18 protein-coding genes and 1 pseudogene are annotated in these 19,491 nt (G+C 74.4%); 3 read left to right on the forward strand and 16 right to left on the reverse strand.

Going from position 1 to position 19,491, the window contains the following annotated elements:
• Positions 1-38: 38 nt before the first annotated feature.
• The 8 genes from KDY119_RS16425 to KDY119_RS19240 form a co-directional block, all read right to left on the reverse strand.
• Positions 39-1,160, reverse strand: coding sequence for a WxL protein peptidoglycan domain-containing protein (locus KDY119_RS16425; protein ID WP_083890684.1), 1,122 nt, complete (start codon positions 1,158-1,160; stop codon positions 39-41).
• A 69-nt stretch (positions 1,161-1,229) separates the two neighbouring features.
• Positions 1,230-3,128 carry a hypothetical protein gene (locus KDY119_RS16430; protein WP_153022547.1) on the reverse strand — a complete coding sequence of 633 codons (1,899 nt, stop codon included), beginning with the start codon at positions 3,126-3,128 and terminating at the stop codon, positions 1,230-1,232.
• A 119-nt stretch (positions 3,129-3,247) separates the two neighbouring features.
• The gene (locus tag KDY119_RS16435; protein WP_153022548.1) at positions 3,248-4,678 is read right to left on the reverse strand and encodes a hypothetical protein; all 1,431 of its coding nucleotides are present in this window, start codon (positions 4,676-4,678) and stop codon (positions 3,248-3,250) included.
• Entirely contained in the window at positions 4,675-6,042 is a 1,368-nt protein-coding gene (locus KDY119_RS16440; protein WP_153022549.1) for a hypothetical protein, read from the reverse strand. Before KDY119_RS16440 ends, KDY119_RS16435 begins: the two co-directional genes overlap by 4 nt.
• Entirely contained in the window at positions 6,039-6,962 is a 924-nt protein-coding gene (locus tag KDY119_RS16445) for a heme ABC transporter ATP-binding protein (protein ID WP_153022550.1), read from the reverse strand. The genes KDY119_RS16440 and KDY119_RS16445 overlap by 4 nt, the downstream gene beginning before the upstream one ends.
• Positions 6,959-8,005: a FecCD family ABC transporter permease gene (locus KDY119_RS16450; protein ID WP_036948927.1), complete on the reverse strand. Its 1,047-nt coding sequence runs from the start codon at positions 8,003-8,005 to the stop codon at positions 6,959-6,961. The genes KDY119_RS16445 and KDY119_RS16450 overlap by 4 nt, the downstream gene beginning before the upstream one ends.
• A 77-nt stretch (positions 8,006-8,082) precedes the next feature.
• Positions 8,083-8,910 (reverse strand): heme/hemin ABC transporter substrate-binding protein, encoded by an 828-nt coding sequence (locus KDY119_RS16455; RefSeq protein WP_227994401.1) that lies wholly within the window; start codon positions 8,908-8,910, stop codon positions 8,083-8,085.
• A 110-nt stretch (positions 8,911-9,020) separates the two neighbouring features.
• A complete protein-coding gene (locus KDY119_RS19240; RefSeq protein ID WP_227994402.1) occupies positions 9,021-9,236 on the reverse strand; it encodes a hypothetical protein in 216 nt (71 codons plus the stop codon).
• Positions 9,237-9,388: 152 nt separating this feature from the next.
• Here KDY119_RS19240 and KDY119_RS16460 point away from each other — a divergent pair, with 152 nt between their 5' ends.
• On the forward strand, positions 9,389-9,985 hold the full coding sequence (locus KDY119_RS16460) for a nitroreductase family protein (RefSeq protein ID WP_036947570.1): 597 nt from the start codon (positions 9,389-9,391) through the stop codon (positions 9,983-9,985).
• 67 nt (positions 9,986-10,052) lie between these two features.
• Here the strand turns inward: KDY119_RS16460 and KDY119_RS16465 are convergent, their stop codons facing one another.
• The 5 genes from KDY119_RS16465 to KDY119_RS16485 all read right to left on the reverse strand — a co-directional run bounded on the left by KDY119_RS16465 (position 10,053) and on the right by KDY119_RS16485 (position 14,470).
• Positions 10,053-11,216 carry a magnesium and cobalt transport protein CorA gene (locus tag KDY119_RS16465; RefSeq protein WP_153022551.1) on the reverse strand — a complete coding sequence of 388 codons (1,164 nt, stop codon included), beginning with the start codon at positions 11,214-11,216 and terminating at the stop codon, positions 10,053-10,055.
• Between the two features lie 238 nt (positions 11,217-11,454).
• Positions 11,455-12,624: a low temperature requirement protein A gene (locus tag KDY119_RS16470; RefSeq protein WP_051136334.1), complete on the reverse strand. Its 1,170-nt coding sequence runs from the start codon at positions 12,622-12,624 to the stop codon at positions 11,455-11,457.
• Between the two features lie 9 nt (positions 12,625-12,633).
• Entirely contained in the window at positions 12,634-13,356 is a 723-nt protein-coding gene (locus KDY119_RS16475) for an HAD hydrolase-like protein (RefSeq protein WP_227994403.1), read from the reverse strand.
• Positions 13,357-13,400: 44 nt separating this feature from the next.
• The gene (locus tag KDY119_RS16480; RefSeq protein ID WP_036947571.1) at positions 13,401-13,868 is read right to left on the reverse strand and encodes a hypothetical protein; all 468 of its coding nucleotides are present in this window, start codon (positions 13,866-13,868) and stop codon (positions 13,401-13,403) included.
• A 20-nt stretch (positions 13,869-13,888) separates the two neighbouring features.
• On the reverse strand, positions 13,889-14,470 hold the full coding sequence (locus tag KDY119_RS16485) for a TetR/AcrR family transcriptional regulator (protein WP_036947572.1): 582 nt from the start codon (positions 14,468-14,470) through the stop codon (positions 13,889-13,891).
• Positions 14,471-14,531: 61 nt separating this feature from the next.
• On the opposite strand from KDY119_RS16485, the gene KDY119_RS16490 reads away from it, so the two are divergent.
• On the forward strand, positions 14,532-15,296 hold the full coding sequence (locus KDY119_RS16490; RefSeq protein WP_036947573.1) for an SDR family NAD(P)-dependent oxidoreductase: 765 nt from the start codon (positions 14,532-14,534) through the stop codon (positions 15,294-15,296).
• Between the two features lie 104 nt (positions 15,297-15,400).
• On the opposite strand, the pseudogene KDY119_RS16495 reads toward KDY119_RS16490, so the two are convergent.
• The 3 genes and pseudogenes from KDY119_RS16495 to KDY119_RS16505 all read right to left on the reverse strand — a co-directional run bounded on the left by KDY119_RS16495 (position 15,401) and on the right by KDY119_RS16505 (position 18,256).
• Positions 15,401-17,345 (reverse strand): annotated as a pseudogene (locus tag KDY119_RS16495) (NHL domain-containing thioredoxin family protein).
• Between the two features lie 51 nt (positions 17,346-17,396).
• The gene (locus KDY119_RS16500) at positions 17,397-17,852 is read right to left on the reverse strand and encodes a hypothetical protein (protein ID WP_153022552.1); all 456 of its coding nucleotides are present in this window, start codon (positions 17,850-17,852) and stop codon (positions 17,397-17,399) included.
• Between the two features lie 71 nt (positions 17,853-17,923).
• Positions 17,924-18,256, reverse strand: coding sequence for a nuclear transport factor 2 family protein (locus KDY119_RS16505; protein WP_036947575.1), 333 nt, complete (start codon positions 18,254-18,256; stop codon positions 17,924-17,926).
• 61 nt (positions 18,257-18,317) lie between these two features.
• Here KDY119_RS16505 and KDY119_RS16510 point away from each other — a divergent pair, with 61 nt between their 5' ends.
• The gene (locus KDY119_RS16510) at positions 18,318-19,457 is read left to right on the forward strand and encodes a S41 family peptidase (protein ID WP_036947576.1); all 1,140 of its coding nucleotides are present in this window, start codon (positions 18,318-18,320) and stop codon (positions 19,455-19,457) included.
• Positions 19,458-19,491 lie beyond the last annotated feature (34 nt).

Here is a 19,491-nt window from a genome sequence, read left to right on the forward strand (position 1 = left end):
CGCGTAGCCGGACGCGTGCAGCGCCGCGCAGACCAGCGTCACGACGCGGGCGTGGAACCCGGCCCTTCCGGGCTGACGGCCGCGTCACCGTCGGCGTGCACAACGTCGCCGTCGACAGAGCGGCGGCGGTCGAGGAGCCGAGGCAGCAGCACGGCCCCCAGGACGACCAGCACGACCACGACCAGCGCCGCCCACGGCACGGCCCAGGTCGACGCGTCGCCCGACGCGGACGCCGTCGCCCCTCCGCCGACGCCGACCGCGACCGCGTGCACGTCGACCTCGGCCGACGCCCGTCCGAGCGGGCGCACGCCCGGCACGCTGACCGTCCGCACGACGCTCGACCCGGGCAGCACCTCGGGGGCGTCGTCGGGCAGGGCGACCTTCGCCCAACCGAACGGGCCGGAGACCGCGACGGTGCCCGTCGGGACGATGCGGGCGTTGCCCGTGTTGGTGACGCGGTACCGCACGGTCACGGGCACGGAAGCCGCGGGGTTCGCCGAGGTCCCCGCGGTGACCTGGACGTCGGAGACGGTCATCGCGGGCGCCAGCGTGCCGGCCACCCGCAGATGCATCCGCAGCGCGAGACGGCGGTCCACGGTCACCGTGGAACCAGCGGCCCGCTGTGCGAGCGACGTCACGACCCCCGCGCTGTGGTCGCCCGGTGTGGCGTCCTTCGGCACCCGGACGGTGAACCGGACGGTGGTCGAGCCGTGCGCGGGGACGTGCACAGACGGCTTCGCGACCGTCGTCCACGCCCCGAGGTCCGCCGACTTCTCTCCCGCGGCGAGCAGGTCGAGCTGGCCCGACGACGTCGTGAACGCGTCGGCCGCGTACACGCGCAGGTCCAGCGCCTCCGCGGAGTGGTTTGTGACGACGACGGCGTCCGTGACGGTCGCGCCGGGCTTCGCCGCGTACGCGTAGTTGGCGCGGTTGCCCCCGGACACGTCGGCCTTCGGTGCCTTCGCCGCCGGAGCGAGCCCCCACGAGACGGTGCCCGACGACGCGGCCGCGGCCGGGACCACAGACGCGAGCGCCGTCGTCGGAAGCGCCAGGACGAGGCCCACGACGACGGCCGCGAGCGCGACCACTCGCCGAAGCAGTCCGGCATCCTGGCTACTCCGCGGAAGGGTGGAGGTGGTGCGAGCGATGGGGGCGTCCATGGTGAGTTCCTTCGGGTCGCCCCGGCGGCCGGTCCGTCAGCACGGACCGGCCGCCGAGGCTCGGGTGCGTCAGCCGACCGCGGTCAGCGTGAGCGTGCCGGTGTAGTCGCCGGCCGCCGTGTCGAGCGGGATCTGCAGGGTCAGGCCGGCGTCGATGGTGACGCCGCCCTTCGGGTGGCCCGCTGCCGCGGACGCGAGCGTGCGCGACGCGGCGAGGCCGTCGCCGGAGCCCGGTGCCACCGCGGTGCCGGCGACGGCGCCCACGGTGTTCGCACCCACGGCCGGCGTCCAGCCGAGGTACTTCCCACCGAAGGACGCCGCGCCGTCCGACGAGCGGAAGTCGGAGACGGAGCCCGACAGCGTCCACGCGGGAGCCTCGGTGCGGGTGTCCGTGACCTTCACCTGGCGCAGCGCGCCGGTCGCGGTGAACACGTCGGTGCCGGCGGTCGCGGTGCCGAGGTCCACGGCACCCGCGCCGAGCACGGTCCACGAGAACTCGCCCGGGTCTCCGGGCTGCTCCCCGCCGCCCGGGTTCTCGCCCCCGGTCTCGGGGACGGTCACGTCGACCGGGACGTCACCGTCGCCCGTGAAGGTGAGCGGCGTGAACGTCTCGTAGCCCGCCTGCGCGGCCCCGCCGCCCGGGTAGGTGTAGATCCCGTACCGGCCGTCGGTGAGGCCCTTGGCGGTCGCGGCGGCGTCGGCGGCGTCCTTCGAGACGGTGAACGTCGCGGAGAACGAACCGTCGGCCGACAGCTCGATCGCGCCCTTCGAGGGCCCGCCGACGGTGTCGATGTCGTCCGCGGACACGGCCCACTTGACGTCCGCCGTCGGGCGGGTCGACGAGGCGGCACCGGCGGACGGCTTCCAGTCCTCCGCGAACTTCCCGAACGCGACGTACACGCCGGCCGGCTTGCCGGCGAGCGGCGGCCGCGAGGCGGTCGCCGCCGACGGGTCGAAGCCGGTGCCCTTGACGGTGACCTCGGTCTCGCCGGACGCCGAGAGCGTGGTCTTCGAGACCGTGACCTTGGCGTCGAGCGCGGGAGCCGCGGGGACGTCCCACGCGACGGACAGCGGCGCGGCGACCTTGCGGGCGTCCGTCGAGCCGCCCGACGAGTACCAGTACGAGCTCTGCCCCGTGAGCTGCTGGAAGTCGACGAACGACTGCGGGAACGAGCCCCAGGTCGCGCCGCTCGTGCTCTGCGCCGTACCGGAACCGGTGTCGACCGAGACGCCCAGGTACTCGGGGGTCACGGTGAAGCCGTCCGCGTCGACCGTCACGCCCTCGAGGTTCGCGAGGGTGATCGTCTTCGGGTCGAGCGCCGACCACTTGGACGTGTCGTTCATGTCGGCCCCCCAGCCGGACGCCGTCCCGGTGAGCGTCGCGGTGCCGTCGGCGGCGACCTTGAGCTCGGGGTCGGAGACCGTCCAGTAGGTGAGGCCGCCGTAGTAGACGACCGTGAACGAGCCGTCCCACGTGATGTCCGCGGTGCCCGCCGCGGTGTCGACCGTGCCCGTCCCGTTCTTCAGCTCGACGCGGTTGCCCGACGTGCTCGACGCGGCGGTGGTGACCGCCTTGCCGTCCTTGTCCTGGCACTTGGTGGCCCAGGTGGGCTTCGCCCAGCCGCCGTCCGCGGTGGGCTTCTCGATCGTGACGTCGCCGTCCTGGGTCTGGTAGAACCCGTCCGCCTCGGTCCACAGGCGCGACGAGCCGGCGTTCCCGGCCGCCCCCGCGGACAGGAAGTTGCAGCCGCCAAAGAAGGCGCCGCCGCCGGACTCGGCGTTGACCGACCAGTCGAGCTCGACGCCGCTGACCGACGTCCCGGCGGAGCCCGCGGCGACGGCGGCGGTGCCGGTCAGGCCGACCGCCCCCGTGACGCCCAGCGCGAGCGCACCGACCCCGGCTGCGAGCCGGCGACCCGCTCGCCTTCGTGGCGTGTTCGTGTCCATGATGTCCTTTCGTGTCGGCACCTCGTGGTGCCTGTCTCGTTGACGCGAGGCGCACGGCCTGGCCGTGCGCGTAGGTGCCGGAAGCCGGCACGTGCCGTCCCGCCGTCGGCCGGTGTCCAGACCCCGGCGGCGGGGCGGGTTCATCCCAGGAACGGGAGGACGAGCCACCCCCTCCGGAAGCCGTGGACCGCGCCGGCAGCGAGCACGAGCAGCCCGGCCGTCGCGTACGTGAGGACGTCCCCGCCCGACGGCGCAGCCGCCGTGAGCGCCGGGACGAGCGCCTTGCTCCCGCCGACCGTGGGCGCCGCGGCTGCCGCGAAGGCCGCCTGACCCGGGTCGGTGGCGACCGGGTCGACGGGGTCGAGCGCCGACGACGTGCCGGCGCCCGCGGAACCTGGTCCCGCGGCGGGCGAGCCGGTGCCGGTCGCGCCCGCCGCACCGTCGTCCGGGCCGCCACCCGTCGCCCCCGACGACGCCGGCGGCTCGGTCACCGTGTTGGTCGGACCGTCGCCGGACCCTCCCCCGGCCCCGCCCCCTGTCGTGGCGTCGCCGGGGTCGACCTCGACCGGTGCGTCCGCGTCGTAGCTCACGTAGACCGGCGCGGCGACCTTGAACGGGTCTCGCTGCCCGCCCGACGCGAACCAGTACGACAGCTGCCCGGTCCTCGCCTGGAAGTCGACGAAGCTCTGCGGGAACGAGCCCCAGTACGAGGCGTTCTCCGAGGTGCGCACGGCCTGCGCCGTCGCGCCCGCGGGCACGGTCACCGCCGTCCCGACGTACGCCGGGACGACCTTGAAGCCCTTGGCCCCGGTGAGCGGGACACGCTCGAGGTCCGCGAGCACGACGGTCGTCGCGGGCAGCGCGTCCCATTTCGACTGGTCCTCCATCGAGGTCCCGTAGCCGCCCGCGGTGGCGGTGAGCGTGCCGGTCCCGTCGGCCTCGACCGTGAGCACGGGGTCGCTCGCCCACCAGTACGTGAGCCCGCCGTAGAACACGGACGTGAACGTGCCCTTCCAGCGGATCGTCGCCGTCCCCTCGTCGGGGTCCACGGTCCCGGTACCGCCGTCGACGACGACCTGCGTGCCCGTGCCGAGCCCGTTGCCCGTCGACACGGCGGTCTTCCCGTCCGGGGCGAGGCAGCGCGAGGCGAACGTCGCCGCCCGGTAGACGCCCTTCGCGTCCGGCTTCTCGACGCTCACCTTCCCCGCGGTCGCGTGGTAGTACGTGGCGTCCGTCCAGACCTTGCCGCCGTGCGTGTTCCCGTCCGTGCCGGGCCGGCCCGCCATGAGGAAGTTGCACCCGCCGAAGTACGCCCCGCTGCCGGCCTCCGCGTTGAGCGCCCAGCGCAGGCTCGCGTCGGACACCGTGAACGGCCCGTCCGTCTTCCCCGTGCCCGGCACGGTCACGGTGATCGGGACGTCGTCGTCCGCGGCCACCCCGCCCGACGACGTCGCGTGCGCGGGTGCAGCGGCGGCAGCCGCGAGGGGCGCGCCCAGGGCGACGGTGGCGAGCACGAGGGCGGCGACACGTCCGACGGCGCGCGACGCACGGCTCGCGGCGCGGCGCGTCATGCGTGCCTCCCGGTCGGGACCGGCTGCGTGGACGGCTGCGCGACCGACGGGAACAGCGCCTCGGCCTGCGCGACGGCCGGGTCCTGCGGCTCGGCCGCACCCTGCTCGGCCGGCACGTGCGCCCGCGCGGCCCGCTTGCGCCGTCGGGCCGTCACGAACGACGACAGGATCACCGCGAGCAGGAGCAGCGCCGCCGCGCCGACGACGATCTCGCCGGTCGACCAGCCGTCGCCCTCCGCCGTCGCTGCGGTCGCCGCCCGGGCGGCGGCGTCGGCGGCGGACGCCTCCGCCGGATCGCGGCGGACGGTGAGCTCGACCTCAGGCGCCTGGCCCGACTTCGCCCCGGTCAGCCTGAGCGTGTGCGTCCCGAGCCGGGTGTCGTCCGGGAGCTGCAGGACCCCGGCGACGTCGCCCTGCGCGCCCGCGGTCAGAGGGCCGACCGCGAGGACGCCGTCGTCGAACGAGCCCACGACCTGCTCGCCGGGCGTGAAGCCCTGCGCGACGAAGCTCAGGACGCGCCCGGCGACCGCGGTGGTCTTGTCGATGCCGAGCGTCGCGCTCGCGGGCGCCCCGGTGCTCTTCGCGGCCGTGCCACCGTCCGTCGTGGCGCTGCCCGACGTGCCCGCGCCCGACGACCCCGCGGACCCGCTGCCCGCCGAGCCGGACCCGCTCGAGCCGGACCCGCTCGCGCCGGCCCCGCTCGCCGCCGAGCCCTGCGTCGCGGCGGACCCCGACGAGTCCTGCCCGGTCCCGGACTTCGCTCCCTGCAGGTCGACGAAGCTCACGGGCGTGAACGTCTCGTTGCTCGGGTTCACGACGCCGTGCGCGCCGATGGTGATGACGCCGCACGTGACCTTGCGGCAGTCGACGCTCACGGTCTTGCCGTTGCGGTCCTGGGTCTGGAACGTCGGCCCGGGGACGACGAGCGTGGTCTTCCACGTGCCGTCGGCCTTGATCTCGCCGCCGTTCGCCGCGTACTCGGTGTCCGAGCCGGGGAACGCCACGAACTTCTCGAAGCCCTTGTTGTCCTTGGTCTCGGAGTCGGGGACGTAGCGCAGGTCGGCACCGGTCTTGCCGCCCTGGCTGGGCCGCCAGGACCCGCCCTGCGGGTCGTCGACCCAGCCGAACAGCACATAGATGCCGCCGAAGCCACCCTTGATGGACTGGAACCCGGTGCCCTGGAGCGTGAGCGTCGTGGAGTACCGGAGGTCGGCGCGCGCGGCACCGTCGGGACCGCTCACGGTGACGCGCGGCGCGGCGGACGCCGGGGCGGCCGCGGCGAGGAGGCCTGCTCCGGCGAGCAGCGCCGTCGCGAGCGTCCCGACGACGGCGCCGACGAGCCGGGGGCGGCGGACGGGGGTCATGCGGGGGTTCCTTCGGTCAGGTGGGTGTGTGCAGCCGTGCTCGAGGCGCCGCCCTGGGCGGAGCGCCCCCGCACCGGAAGCACCAGCAGCTCGCCGGTGTCGGGGTGGCGCAGGGTCTGCACGGGATGGTCGTAGACGCGGCTCAGCAGCGCGCTCGTGAGGACGTCGCCGGGCGCGCCGCCGCCGGCGACCCGCCCGCGCTCCAGCACCACGACCCGGTCGGCCCAGGCGGCGGCGAGGGAGAGGTCGTGCAGCACCACGACGACGGCGTCACCCGCCCGGGCGCGCGCGCTCGCCTGCGCGAGCACGTGCTCCTGGTGCCGGATGTCGAGGGCCGCGGTGGGCTCGTCGAGCAGCAGCAGGCGCGGCGTCTGCGCGAGGACGCGCGCGAACGCCGTACGCGCCTTCTCCCCGCCGGACAGCGTCGGGAACCGGCGCTCGGCCAGGTGCAGGACGTCGGCGGTGAGGAGCGCACGGGCGACGATCGTGTCGTCGTCCTCGGGCTCCTGCGCGCCGGGGACGCCGGCGCGGGCCCAGGGCGCGCGACCCATCCGGACGACGTCGACCACACGGAACGGGAAGCTCAGGGACTGCTCCTGCAGGAGCACGGCGCGGCGTCGGGCGAGCTCGGCGACCGGGAGGGACGCGAGCGGCTCGGCAGCCAGGAGCTCCTGACCCAGCGGGTCCACGTCAGCGGCGTGCCCGGGGACGGGCGGGAGCGCGGACATCCACGTGAGCGTGCCCGAGGTGGGCGCGACGTCGCCGGCGAGCACCCCGAGCAGCGTGGACTTGCCGGCGCCGTTCGGCCCGACGAGCGCGAGGACCTCCCCGGCGCGCACCTCGAGGTCGACCCCGTCGAGGATGGTGTGCCCGTCGATCGTGTGCCCGACGCCGCGCGCGAGCAGGACGGTGGCGCTCATGCCCACCCTCCCGCCGTCCGGCGCGTGCGGCGCAGCAGCCAGAAGAAGAACGGCCCGCCGACGAGCGCGGTGAGCATCCCGATCGGGAGGTCGGCGTAGGCGACGGCGGTGCGCGCGGCGAGGTCGGCGGCGAGCAGCAGGACGGCGCCCCCGAGCGCGCTGGCCGGGACGAGCACGCGGTGCCCGGGGCCGACGACCATCCGCACGAGGTGCGGCACGACGAGCCCGACGAACGCGATGATCCCGCAGAACGCGACGGCCGCCGCGGTGAGCAGGGCGATCGCGACGATCGCGACGAGCCGGAGCCGTTCGACGTCGACACCCACGTGCCGGGCGGCCCGCTCGCCGAGCGAGAGCAGGTCGAGCCGCGGCGCGAGGACCACGGCGACCGCGATCCCGACGACGACGAACGGCGCGACGATCCCGACGTACGGCCAGCGCGTCCCGTTGAGGCTGCCGAGCTGCCAGAACACGATCTGCTCGCGTGCCTGCTGGTCCGCGAGGAACGTGAAGAAGGCGATCGCGGCCCCGCACACCGCGTTGACCGCGATGCCGGTGAGGACGAGCGTGACGACCTCGGTGCGCCCGTTCGACCGGGCGAGCACGTAGACGAGCAGCGTGGTGACGAGGCCACCGACGAACGCCGCGGTCGCCGTCGTCCACGGGCCGAGCGTCGACAGGCCGAACACGATGGTCGCGCAGGCCGCGACCGCGGCCCCCGCCGAGACGCCGATGACGCCGGGCTCCGCGAGCGGGTTGCCGAACACGCCCTGCATGAGCGCTCCGCCGGTCGCGAGCGCCGCGCCGACGAGGACCGCCATGGTGACGCGGGGGAACCGGATGGCCCACAGGACGGCGTCGCCGTTGACGTTCTCGGGCGCCGGTCCGACGTCGAGGCCCACGTGGTGCAGGACCGAGCCGACGACCTGGGCCGGCGGGATGTCGAGCTGGCCGACGCCCGCCGAGAGGACGACGAGCACGAGCAGCAGGACGCCGAGCACGACGAACAGCACGGTCGCGCGGGCCGGACGCGCGGGCGGCAGGACGGCGGGGCCGTCGAGCGCGCGGACGGCGTCGACGGCCCGACGCTCGTCGGCCGGCGCGGGTGCCGTGGGGGCGCTCACTTCGTGTCCCCCGGCGCATAGACGGCGCGCGTGAGCGCGTCGAGGACGTTCGCCGTCTCGGGCCCGAAGCTGAGGATCTCGGTGTCGTCCATGTCGACGATCCGCCGGTGCTTCCCCGCCGGCGTCTGGGCGACGGCGGGCAGCTTCTCGAGCAGCCCGTCCACACCGCCGACGGACTCCAGCCCGTCGGTCATCATGAGGATGACGTCCGGGGCGGCCTTGACGAGCCCCTCGTCGTTGACGGGCTTCATGCCCTTCCAGCCGATCTTCGTCGCGACGTCGACGCCGCCGATCGAGTCGATCAGCGAGTCCGCGCCCGAGCCCTGCCCGAACAGGTAGTAGATGCCCGCCTGGCCGCGGACGTAGAGGAACACGATGCGTGGCCGGTCGGCGACGTCCTTCGGGACCACCTGCGCGATCTCGGCCTTCTTGGTCTTGATCTCCTTCGCGGTGCGCTGCGCGAGCGCGTCGCCCTGCGCGGGCACGCCGAGAGCGTCGGCGACCTCGTGGACGAGCGTGCCCACGTTGTCGAGGTTCCGCTCGGAGTCGACGACGACGACCGGGATGCCGGCGTCGCGCATCTGCAGGACGACGTCCCACGGGCCGAGCGACGTGTCGGTGATGATGACGGTCGGCGCGAGCTCGAGGATCGCCTCGGCGTTGAGGTCGTGCCCGTTCTGCGTGACCAGCGGCTTGTCCTTGATGCCGTCGAATGCGGACGACACGTCCCGGCCGACCACACGGTCGCCGAGCCCGAGGTCGTAGACGATGCGCGACGTCGAGCCGTAGAGGTCGAGCGCGAGGATGCGGCTCGTGTCGGTCACGGTGACCTTGGTGCCCTGCGCGTCGGTGACGGTCGCGGGCAGCGTGGGCTCCGGGTCCTTCGCGACCGGGTCGACGGCGTTCCTCGCCAGACGTGCCGTGCTCGGCCCGGTCAGGTCCCGGGGGTGGGCGGCGACGTCGAGACGGCTGAGGGGGTCGTGTCGACGCCCCCGCCGTCGTCGGAGCCGCCCGTGCCCGACGCGCCGGGGAGCGAGCAGCCGGTGACCGCGAGCGCCGTCACCAGGATCCCGGCGAGGGCGGCGACGATGCGCGGCGCTCGCCGGCGGGACGCCGGGCCGGGGCGGACGGACGGACGCGGTGCGGGCATGGCGGGGCTCAGACTCCTCGAAGCGGGCACCCGGCACACTCGCAGCCAGGTGGTAAGTCTCGCCTAACCTAAGTTAGCGAAGCCTTACCTGACAAGCCTCGGTCTCAGGATCTGAACGTGTGTCAGATCACGTTCATGACATGCTTCCGGCTATGGAGTTCCAGGACGTCGTCGACCGCCGCCGCATGACCCGCAGCTACAGCACCGACCCGGTCGACCCGGCGATCGTCGACCGCGCGCTGCGCAACGCGGTCCGCGCACCCAGCGCCGGGTTCAGCCAGGGCTGGGGGTTCCTCGTCCTCGACACCCCCGACGACGTCCGCCGCTACTGGGAGGCCACGGCCGAAACGGAGCACCCCGACGACTGGCTGACCGGCATGATGCGCGCACCCGTCGTCGTGGTCCCGTGCAGCAGCAAGAAGGCGTACCTCGACCGGTACGCCGAGCCCGACAAGGGCTGGACGGACCGCGACGAGGCCCGCTGGCCGCAGCCGTTCTGGGACCTCGACACGGCGATGGCGAGCCTGCTGATCCTGCAGACCGTCGTCGACGAGGGTCTCGGAGCGCTGTTCTTCGGGATCCCGCCAGAGGCCGACGCCGCGGTGCGCGAGGCCTTCGGGATCCCCGACGACCACGACCCCGTCGGCGCGATCACCATCGGGCACCCTGCCTCGGGAGGGGCGACCGGGTCGGCCGCGCGACGACCGCGCCGCGCGATGGACGACGTCGTCCACCGCGGCCGCTGGTAGGTGCCGGGCGCCCTGCCCAGCGTGGCGTCGCACTCGGCGAACGGGGCGTCGCACTCGGCGAGCAGGCTCAGATCCAGCGCCTCGCCTTGAACACGCTCCACAGCCCGACGCTCACGAACGCCATCGCGACCAGGGCCAGCGGGTAGCCGTAGTGCCAGCCCAGCTCGGGCATGTCGTCGAAGTTCATGCCGTAGACCGTCCCGACGAGCGTCGGCGCGAACAGGATGGCCGCCCACGCGGAGATCTTCTTGACCTCCTCGTTCTGGGCGTTGCTCGCCTCCGACAGCGCCCGCATCTCCTCGTTCTGCCGCTGCGAGACCAGGGTCGCGTTCACGGTGAGGATGTCGCGCAGCGCGACCCGGAAGCCGTCGATGCGCTCCGCGACCTCGGTCGCGTGGTCGGCGACGTCGCGCAGGTAGGACTGCAGGTCCTCGTCGATCTGGTACTTGTCGAAGCCGGCGCGCAGCGCGTTGAGGATCTGGCGCAGCGGGCGCACGGCGCGCTGGAACTCGACGACCTCGCGGGACAGCTCGTAGATGCGCCGCGACACCGACGCGTCCCCGCGGAACACCTCGGTCTCGATTTCGTCGATGTCGTTCTCGAGCCCCGCGACGACGGGTGCGTAGCCGTCGACGACGGCGTCCAGGATCGCGTAGAGCACGGCCTCCGGGCCGCGGGCCAGCATGGACGGGTCCGCCTCGGTGCGGCGGCGCACCGCCGTGAGGTTGGGCGACTCGGCGTGCCGGACGGTCACCACGAAGTCCGGCCCGACGAACACGTGCAGCTCCCCGAACTCGACCTCCTCGGTCGCGTCCACGTACCGCGCGGCCCGCAGGACGACGAACAACGTGTCCCCGTACCGCTCCAGCTTGGGCCGCTGGTGGGCGACGATCGCGTCCTCGACGGCGAGCTCGTGCAGGTCGAACTCGACCGCGAGCCGCGTGAGGTCGTGCTCGCTCGGCCGGTAGAGGCCGATCCAGGCCATCGCGTCGTCCTCGGCGCGCAGGGCACGGAACGTGTCCGCGAGCGACGCGGGGGTCGCGACGCGGCGGCCCTGCACGTAGATCGCAGAGTCGACGATGCTCGAACCGAGCTCGGAGGCCGCGGTGGCCTCGGGGACGGGCAGGGCGGGGAGGTCGCCGCGGCGGGCGCGGGCGACGTCGTCGCGCCGCGTCAGCAGGTGCGGGCGACGGGCGAGGGTGGCGAGACGGGTGATCGAACGGTCGGTCATGACGGGCTCCAGGACAGCGCTGGCGCACCGTCGGGCGCACGGGTGTGCTGCGGCTCAGGAGCCCGCGGCGCCGGGCGCGCGCGGGTCGTCAGCCGCGCGCGAGGCGTGCGGGACGGTGCTGGAGGTGCAGGGACACACCGCGACCTCGAGGGCCGCGGGAGCGACTATCACTGGGAGGTTCGCTGCGCATGGCGGTCCTCCCCTCGCTCGGCACGCGTGGCGTGCGGTGGTGCTGCTGTCAGCCCTGACCGGGCCGTCGTCCAGGGTACCGCCGTTCGCCGGCGATCGCGGCCACGACGACGAGCGTGAGCACCACGAGCTGCACGGCGAGCGACGTCAGGCGGGCGAGCGGGACGGTGGCCACCGAGACCGCGGCCGCGACGAGCCGCCACCCCCAGGGGCCGAGCCGCAGCGTCCGGCGGTAGTCAGCGTCGCCCAGGAGGAACGCCGCCGCTCCCCCGGCGACGAGCCACGCGGCGGCCGTGTCGGGCGCCTCGAACGGTTCACCGGACGCGAGGTGCAGCCCCGCGCCCAGGCCGATGAGCCCGAGCAGCATGAGCAGGTGGTCCACGTAGAACGCGTGCAGCGCCACGGACGTGCGACGCAGCGGGGACGCGGCCCCGAACGACCGTTCGGCCCGTGCGTCGTCGCCCGAGAAGTAGCACCACCACAGGGACCCGATGACGGCGACCGTCAGGACGATCGCCACGACCGCCCGGCCGCCGAGCCCGTGCTCCCCGACGTCCGCACCCACCGACACGACCGACTCGCCCAGCGCGATGATCACGAGCAGGCCGTGACGCTCCACGAAGTGGCTCGCGGTCAGGTCGAACGGGCTGCGCCGGGCGATCGACGCCGCAACGAGGATGAGCACCACCGGGACCAGCGCGAGCGCCCAGCGCGCGGCGTCGTGCCCCTCGCCGAGCAGCGCGGCGAGGAGGAACGGCACGCCGATCAGGACGTTGAGCGGCGCGACCCGGAGCAGCACGCCCGCCGTCCCGGGCCCGCCGCGCGCCAGGTACAGGCCGCCGTGGAGCGCGGCCACGACCATGAACGCGAGCGCGAACGGCACGCCGCCCGGCTCGAGCGCGTCGGGGAGCCCGACCGAGAGCACGAGGAAGCCCGCCATCGCGCCGATGAGGAGCAGGCGCACCGCCGCCGTGTCGGGGACCGCCTGGTTGGTGAGCCACGCGAACGCGTCGTACATCCACCACACGGCCACCATGACGAGCACGACCCGCCCGATCGTCGGCCAGGCCGGGTCCTCCGCGACGACGTGCGCGACCTGGCTCACCGTGAAGACGAAGACCAGGTCGAGGAGCAGCTCGAGCGTCGAGACGCGCGAGGCGGCGCGACCAGGACCGACGGCCCGGGCGACGGGGCCGGGCGACGCTCCACCGGTGCTCACGGGAGCAGGCTACGGGGCGCCGAGGAGCAGGTCCGTGAGCTCGCGCGGCGTGTGCACGACGGCGACCGCGCCCGCCGCCTCGAGCTCACCGGGTTCCGCGTAGCCCCAGGTCACGCCGACGGTGGCGATGCCGTGGCGGGCGGCGCCGAGGACGTCGTGCTCGCGGTCGCCGACCATGACGGTCGTTTCGGGGCCGACGCCGATCCCCCGCTCGGCCAGGTGCGCGAGCGCGTGCGCCACGACCTCGGCCTTGCCCGCGCGCGTGCCCAGGTCGGTGTCCGCGCCGAACACACCGTCGATGCCGTGCGTGAGGTGCGCGTCGAGGCCGAAGTGCTCGGCGATCCGGCGCGCATACACCTCGGGCTTGGAGGTGGCGACGGCGAGCACGGCCCCCGCCTCCCGCAGCGCGTCCATCGCGTCCTCGATCCCCGGGAAGACCGCGTTGTCGAACATGCCGCCCGCGGTGAAGTGGCGACGGTACGTGGCCACGAGCTCGTCCACGCGGCCGGCCGGCACCCCGCTCGCCCGGAGCATGCCCGGCAGGGGCGGGCCGACGAACCGGCGCAGGGCTGCGTCGTCGGGCACGGGCAGGCCCGCCTCGGTGAGCGCCGCGCGGAGCGAGCCGACGATGCCGGGCGCCGAGTCCGTGAGGGTGCCGTCCAGGTCGAGCAGGACGACGCCGGGCGGCAGGGCGGGCAGACGGAGCGACGACGGCGCGGCGGGTACGGTCACGCTCGGAAGGCTACGGGGTCGTCGGGGCTCGGGGCCGTGCGCCGCTAACCGGCGGACGCGGTCGAGCCGTGGCTCCGGCGCCGCGCGGAGGCCTCGACGACCCAGAGGAGGAACGACTGGTCCTGCAGCGGGACGTCGGGCGGGACCACGAGGGAGAACCGGTTCGTCATCACGCCGGCACGGCGGGCCTCGCCGATCTGGACGCCGCCGCGGAGCACCTGGAACGCCGTGGAGAACAGGCCCTGCTCGAGCTCGTACCGGGCCGCCGGCGTCGCGACGTCCCACGCGTAGCTGAAGAAGGACCGCCGGGTCGCCCCGAGCTGGAACGGCGTGGGTGAGCCGACCGGGCCCGTGCCGAGGATCCCGCCGCCGGGCTGCCTGGCGTACTCCCACGTCTCGGTCCCGAGGTGGACGGTCGCGCGCTCCCGGAACGTCGCGGTGTCGAACCGGCCCACGGTCGTCCCGTCCAGCACCAGCTCCTGGTTGCCCCAGCTCCTGCCCCACGTCAGCATGCGGGCACGCTACCGGACGGTCAGGCGCGGAGGTGGTCGAGGGCGACGTCGAGCGCGGCCTCGAGGTGCGCCGTCTCGCCCGTGGTCCGTAGCAGGAGGACGCCGCCCTGGATCCCCGCGACGAGCGCCGCGGCCGTCCGCTCGGGCGAGAGGTCGGCGCGGACCTCCCCCGCGGCCTGCATCGCCCGGATGCCGTCGGCGAGGTGCCCCTGCCAGCGACCCACGAGGGTGCGGGCGACGTCGGCGGCGCCGGGCACCCCGCCGACCTGGCCCATGAGCGCGTTGAGCGGGCACCTCGTCCCCTGGGCGCGGTACCGGGCGACGACGGCGTCCCGCCACCGCTCCCACGACGCCCACGTCGTGAGGTTCCCGAGGTAGGGCTGCTGGTCGTCGAGGACCCGGTCCGCCTCGAGCCGGACGACGGCGAGCAGCAGCTCGTCCTTCCCGTCCGGGAAGTAGTGGAAGAGCTGGCCCTTGCTGGTGCCGGTGAGGGCGCGGACGTCGTCGAGCGTGATCTCGCCGTCGTCCGTGCCACGCAGGTAGTCGGCGGCGCCCTCGACGATACGGGCGCGGGTGGCGAGGCCTTTCGCTGTCAGCGACATGGGTGCAGCGTAGGCAGTTCTGGACTTGAGAGTCCATTTTGATGCTCCTAGCGTCGCAGCCATGACACAGCGACTCCAGGGCCGGACGGCCCTCGTGACAGGCTCCACCAGCAACATCGGGCGCGCGATCGCAACGGCCCTCGCGGCCGAGGGCGCGCACGTCGCCGTCTCCGGGCGCGACGAGGACCGCGGTCGTGCCGTCGTCGACGCCGTCCGCGCGGCGGGCGGCACCGCCGACTTCGTGCGCGCCGACCTCGACGGGTCGTCAGCCGCCAGCCGCGACCTCGCCGAGCGCGCGCTCGACGTACTCGGCGGGCGGGTCGACGTCCTCGTCAACAACGCCGGGATCTTCCCGCTCCACAGCACCGCCGACGCCGACGACGCCCTCGTCGACCGCGTCCTCGCCGTCAACGTCAAGGCGCCGTTCTTCCTCACCCAGGCGCTCGTGCCGTCGATGGCCGCCGCGGGCGGTGGCGTCGTCATCAACCTCGGCTCGTGGGTCGCGCGGCTCGCCCTGCCCTCGAGCCCGGTCTACTCGTCGTCGAAGGGCGCCGTCGAGACCCTGACCCGCGCCTGGTCGGCCGAGCTCGCGCCGCAGAACATCCGCGTCAACGCGATCTCCCCGGGCGTCGTCCGCGACAGCGAGCCCGACGGTCACGACACGCTCGAGGCGATCATGGCCGGCACGCCGGCCGGTGCCACCGGACGCCCCGAGGCCATCGCCGCGGCCGCCGTCTACCTCGCGTCCGACGACGCCGCGTTCGTCCACGGCACCGTGCTCGACGTCGACGGCGGCCGCACGGGCGTCGCGGTCGTCGCCGGCTGAGGCGCAGCGCCGGTCACGGACCCTCGCTGCGGCCACGGTCTCGTCGAACCGACTCGGATCGTCGCCGCAGCGACCGACCAGCGACGATCTGGGTCGGTTCGACGTCAGCCGAGCAGCGGGAGGACGAGCTCCGCGGCACCGTCGGGCGTGATCCGGACGGGCACGCCCCAGTCCTGCTGGGCCAGGTTGCAGGCAGGGAACTCGACGGGCTCGCCGTCCGGCCCGAAGGCATCGCAGGACGCCGCCCGCGCGCTCACGTGCAGCACGCCCTCGAGCGTCTCGCCCGGGGCGGGGGTGGCGAGCGTGAGGTCGCGGTCCAGCTCGACGGCCGTGCCGTCGCCGCCGACGAGGAGGCTCGCCGGGGTCGCGCTCACCGAGAGCTGGGTCGACGGGCCGAACCGGTCGTCGAGCTTCTGCCCCGGCGCGGGCGTGAACGGCACGCGCAGGCTCAGCGCCCCCGGCGCGAGGTCGGTGACCGGGCGCTGGGTGCGGTGGGCGCCGTCGTCTACGGTGGTGCCGAGGTCGCGCAGGTCGGCCGGCAGCGCGACGCGGGTGATCCGGTGCGCGGCGGACTCGACGACCAGCACCTCGAGCCCTTCACCTGCCTCTCGCACGAAGACGCCGCTCGGCTCCGCGAGCCCCGTCACCAGGGTGGTGACCTCGCCGCCACCGGGGGCTGCGTCGTCGGGGGCGAAGCGGCGGAGCGCGCCGTCGTAGGTGTCGGCGACCAGCACCGAGCCGTCGGGCAGCGTCGCGACACCCAGCGGGTGCTGGAAGAGCGCCTGGTCGGGCGGGACCGTCGCGGTGGCCGAAGTCGAACAGCCCCTGCCCGACGGCGGTGCTCACCGTGCGTGCGGCGGCATCCACCCGGCGCAGTGCGGACGTCTCGGCGTCCGCGACCCACACCGCCCCCCGCTCGACGGCGAGCCCGGAAGGCTGCGCGAACCAGGCGTCGAGCAGCGGACCGTCCTGCAGCCCTTCGTTCATGGTCCCGGCGAACAGCTCGACCGACCCCTCCTTGCCGTCGAACGCCCACAGCGTGTGGTTGCCGGCCATCGCGACGACGAACGCCGCGAGCTCGGGCACCCACGTGACGTCCCACGGCGACGAGAGCTTCACGTCGCGCGACGGAACCTTCGACCCCGGCACGAACGCCTCGCCCGCCAGCTCTCCGACGAGGTTGTCGGGCGCCCCCACCATGAACTGCTCGCCCGTCCCCGCGACGGTCGTGACCGTGCCGTCGTCGAGGCGCACGCCCCGCAGCACGTGGTTCGCGGTGTCCGCGACGACGACGTCGTAGCCGAGCGTCGCGCGCAGCTCGTCGGGGACGAGGCAGAGGCCGTTCGGCTCGGCGAACCGGGCGTCGTCGGGGCCGCCGTCGAGCAGGCCGCGCCGGCCCGAGCCGATCCGTCGGACCAGGGTCTCGGCGTCGGGTGCGAGCTCGGCGAGGCTGTGGTGCCCGGCGTCGGCGACGAGCAGGTTCCCGTCCGGGAGCGCGATCGCCTTGGCGGGGAAGCGCAGGGTGGAGGGCTGCGGCGTCGGCGGGACGTACGGGCCGTCGCCCTCACGCAGCGTGCCCTTGGCGCGGTGCTCCGCCACGAGCTCGGCGACGAGCGCCTCAATCGACGCCGCGTGCCCCTCGCCCGCGAGCTGCGCGACGACGTACCCCTCGGGGTCGACGACGACGAGCGTCGGCCAGGCGCGGGCCGTGTACGCCTGCCAGGTGACGAGGTCGGGGTCGTCGAGGACGGGGTGGTGCACCTCGTATCGCTCGACGGCGGCGGCGAGCGCGTCAGGATCGGCCTCGTGGACGAACTTCGGCGAGTGCACCCCCACGATCGTCAGGACGTCGCCGAACCGCTGCTCGAGGTCCCGCAGCTCGTCGAGGACGTGCAGGCAGTTGATGCAGCAGAAGGTCCAGAAGTCGAGGATCACCACGCGGCCGCGGAAGTCCTCGAGGCTCAGCGTCCTGCCGCCCGTGTTGAGCCAGCCGCGTCCCACGAGGGCAGACGCGCGGACACGGGGCAGGCGGGCGGGTGTGGAACTCACGGGGACAAGTCAACCGCACGTGGCCGGCCGCGACGTCAGCCCGCGGTGACGTCAGCCGGCGGTGACGGTGACCCTCCCGAAGTAGCCGGGGCAGTCGGCGTCGGGACCGGCGTGGCCGGGACAGTAGTCGTACGCGCTCCCCCGCACGGCGATCACCTCGTCGCCGGGGCTCGCGTCGGCGGGGACCGTCACGGTGGTCCGAAACTCGCCGTGCGTCCCGACGTCGACCTTCCCCAGGACAGGGTCGTCGTCCGTCGAGCCGAGCCGCAGCTCGTAGTGGGAGTACCGGCGCTCGACGGCGCAGTCCGCACTCCCGCTCGACACCGTGACCGTGCCGCCCGGCGCGACCGTGGCGGGCGACACCTCGACGGGGCCGCTGGGGATGCAGGAGGGCTCGGGGTCCGGGGCGATCGCGTCGCAGCCCGCGAGCGCCGTTCCCGCGGCGAGCAGCAGCACGACCAGCCCCGCCTGAAAGGTCGTCCGCCGCACGACACGCACCTCTGCCATACGCCCGGACGCTAGCGCCGATCAAGCCGTGCGCCGACCGCAGGCCGCCGTTCGATACCCACCCGTGACCCTCAGGTCGGGCTGATGACGAGCCGGGCGATCCGGTCGCCGTCGAGCGTGAACGTCATGGGGCCGGTGCCGTTGTAGCCCTCGCCCGTGACGGTCAGGACGACGACCCACTCCCCCGGGCCTGCGCCCGGCTCCGCGGACACCGGTTCGAAGTGCGACCGCTTCCCGATGTTGTCGGTCACGTTCCAGCGGGCGACTCCGTCAGGCCCGGTGAACGTCCGGCCCCAGTCGTCGAGGACGGCGTCGGGGGTGAAGGCGGCGACGAACGCGTCGCTGTCACCGGCGTTGGTGGCGTCGACGAACGCCTGGACTGCGGCAGGAAGGTTCACGGTCATGCGGCAAGTCAACTCTTCGGTGTATGGCCCGGCCACCCCGGGTCTCGGTACGGTGGCGCCCATGCGCGCCGACGGGTACCTCGGACCGGACCGTAGCGGGATCGACTGGCTGATCGACCCCGACAGCCCGACGATGCGCGGGCTCGGCCCTGACCTCGCCGCCCGCACCCCCGACAGTCCCGTCGACGTGGACGCGCTGATCGAGGACGTCGCCCTCCTTCCGCGGCTGATCCGCGAACGCCACGTCTTCGTGGTGCTGGGTCGCACCGGTCCCGAGGCCGCGGACGCCGTCCTCGACGCGTGGGTCGCGCGGCTCCGCGCCGAGCGCCCGACGACGTGGGGGGAGGCGATCGGCGACGTCGCGCTGTCCCTGCGCGAGGCTCTCGGCGACAACCACCACGGCATCATCGGGAACGCGGCGCACCGCGCCCTCCGCCCGACCCTCGGCGAGGACCCCGGCCCCGCATGGGAGTCCGCGGTCCGGGCGACGCCGTCGGGCGAGGTGGCGACGGTCCGCATCCGGACGCTCTCGGACTCCGAGGACGGTTCGCCGCAGCTCGAGGCAGGAGCCACCGACCGCAGCCCGCTCGAGCACGACCGCGTCGTCGTCGACCTGCGCGGGAACGGCGGCGGGAACGACGCCTTCATCAGCCGGTGGATCGCCGACGCCGTCGTCCACGCCCACGACGCGCCGAGCGAGCGGTGCCTGTCGGTGGGCGACAAGCCGGTCCTGGCGTGGAACGCCATCGCCCTCGAGGCGGTGCGGCACCCCGACGCGCCGCCACCGGCCTCACTGCTCCCGTACGCGCACACCCCCGCGCCGGACGACGAGCTGCGCGTCGACCTCCACACCGAGCACGTCCCGGCCGGCGCCCGGCCGTTCAGGGGCCGGATGCTCGTGCTCGTCGACGGCGGCACGGGATCGTCGGGCGAGTCGAGCACCCTGATGCTCCGCGACGGCCTCGGCGCCCGGGTGGTCGGCGTCCCCAGCATGGGGCTGCTGGAGTCCGCGAACGTCGCGCCGTACGTCCTCCCGCGGTCCGGGTTGACGCTCACGTTCCCGACGCAGTGGGTCGCGACGCCGGAGCCGATGGAGTTCGTCGGGATCCGGCCCGACGTCGAGCTCGACGTCCGGGCGCCGCTCGCCGAGGTCGCGGACCGCTTCGACGAGCTCTGGGCCGCCGCCGAGCACGGGATCTGAGCCCGCCGAGCCGGCGGGGAGGACGTGCCCCCCG

The organism is Luteimicrobium xylanilyticum, assembly GCF_009429125.1.
GTDB classification, from domain to species: domain Bacteria; phylum Actinomycetota; class Actinomycetes; order Actinomycetales; family Cellulomonadaceae; genus Luteimicrobium; species Luteimicrobium xylanilyticum.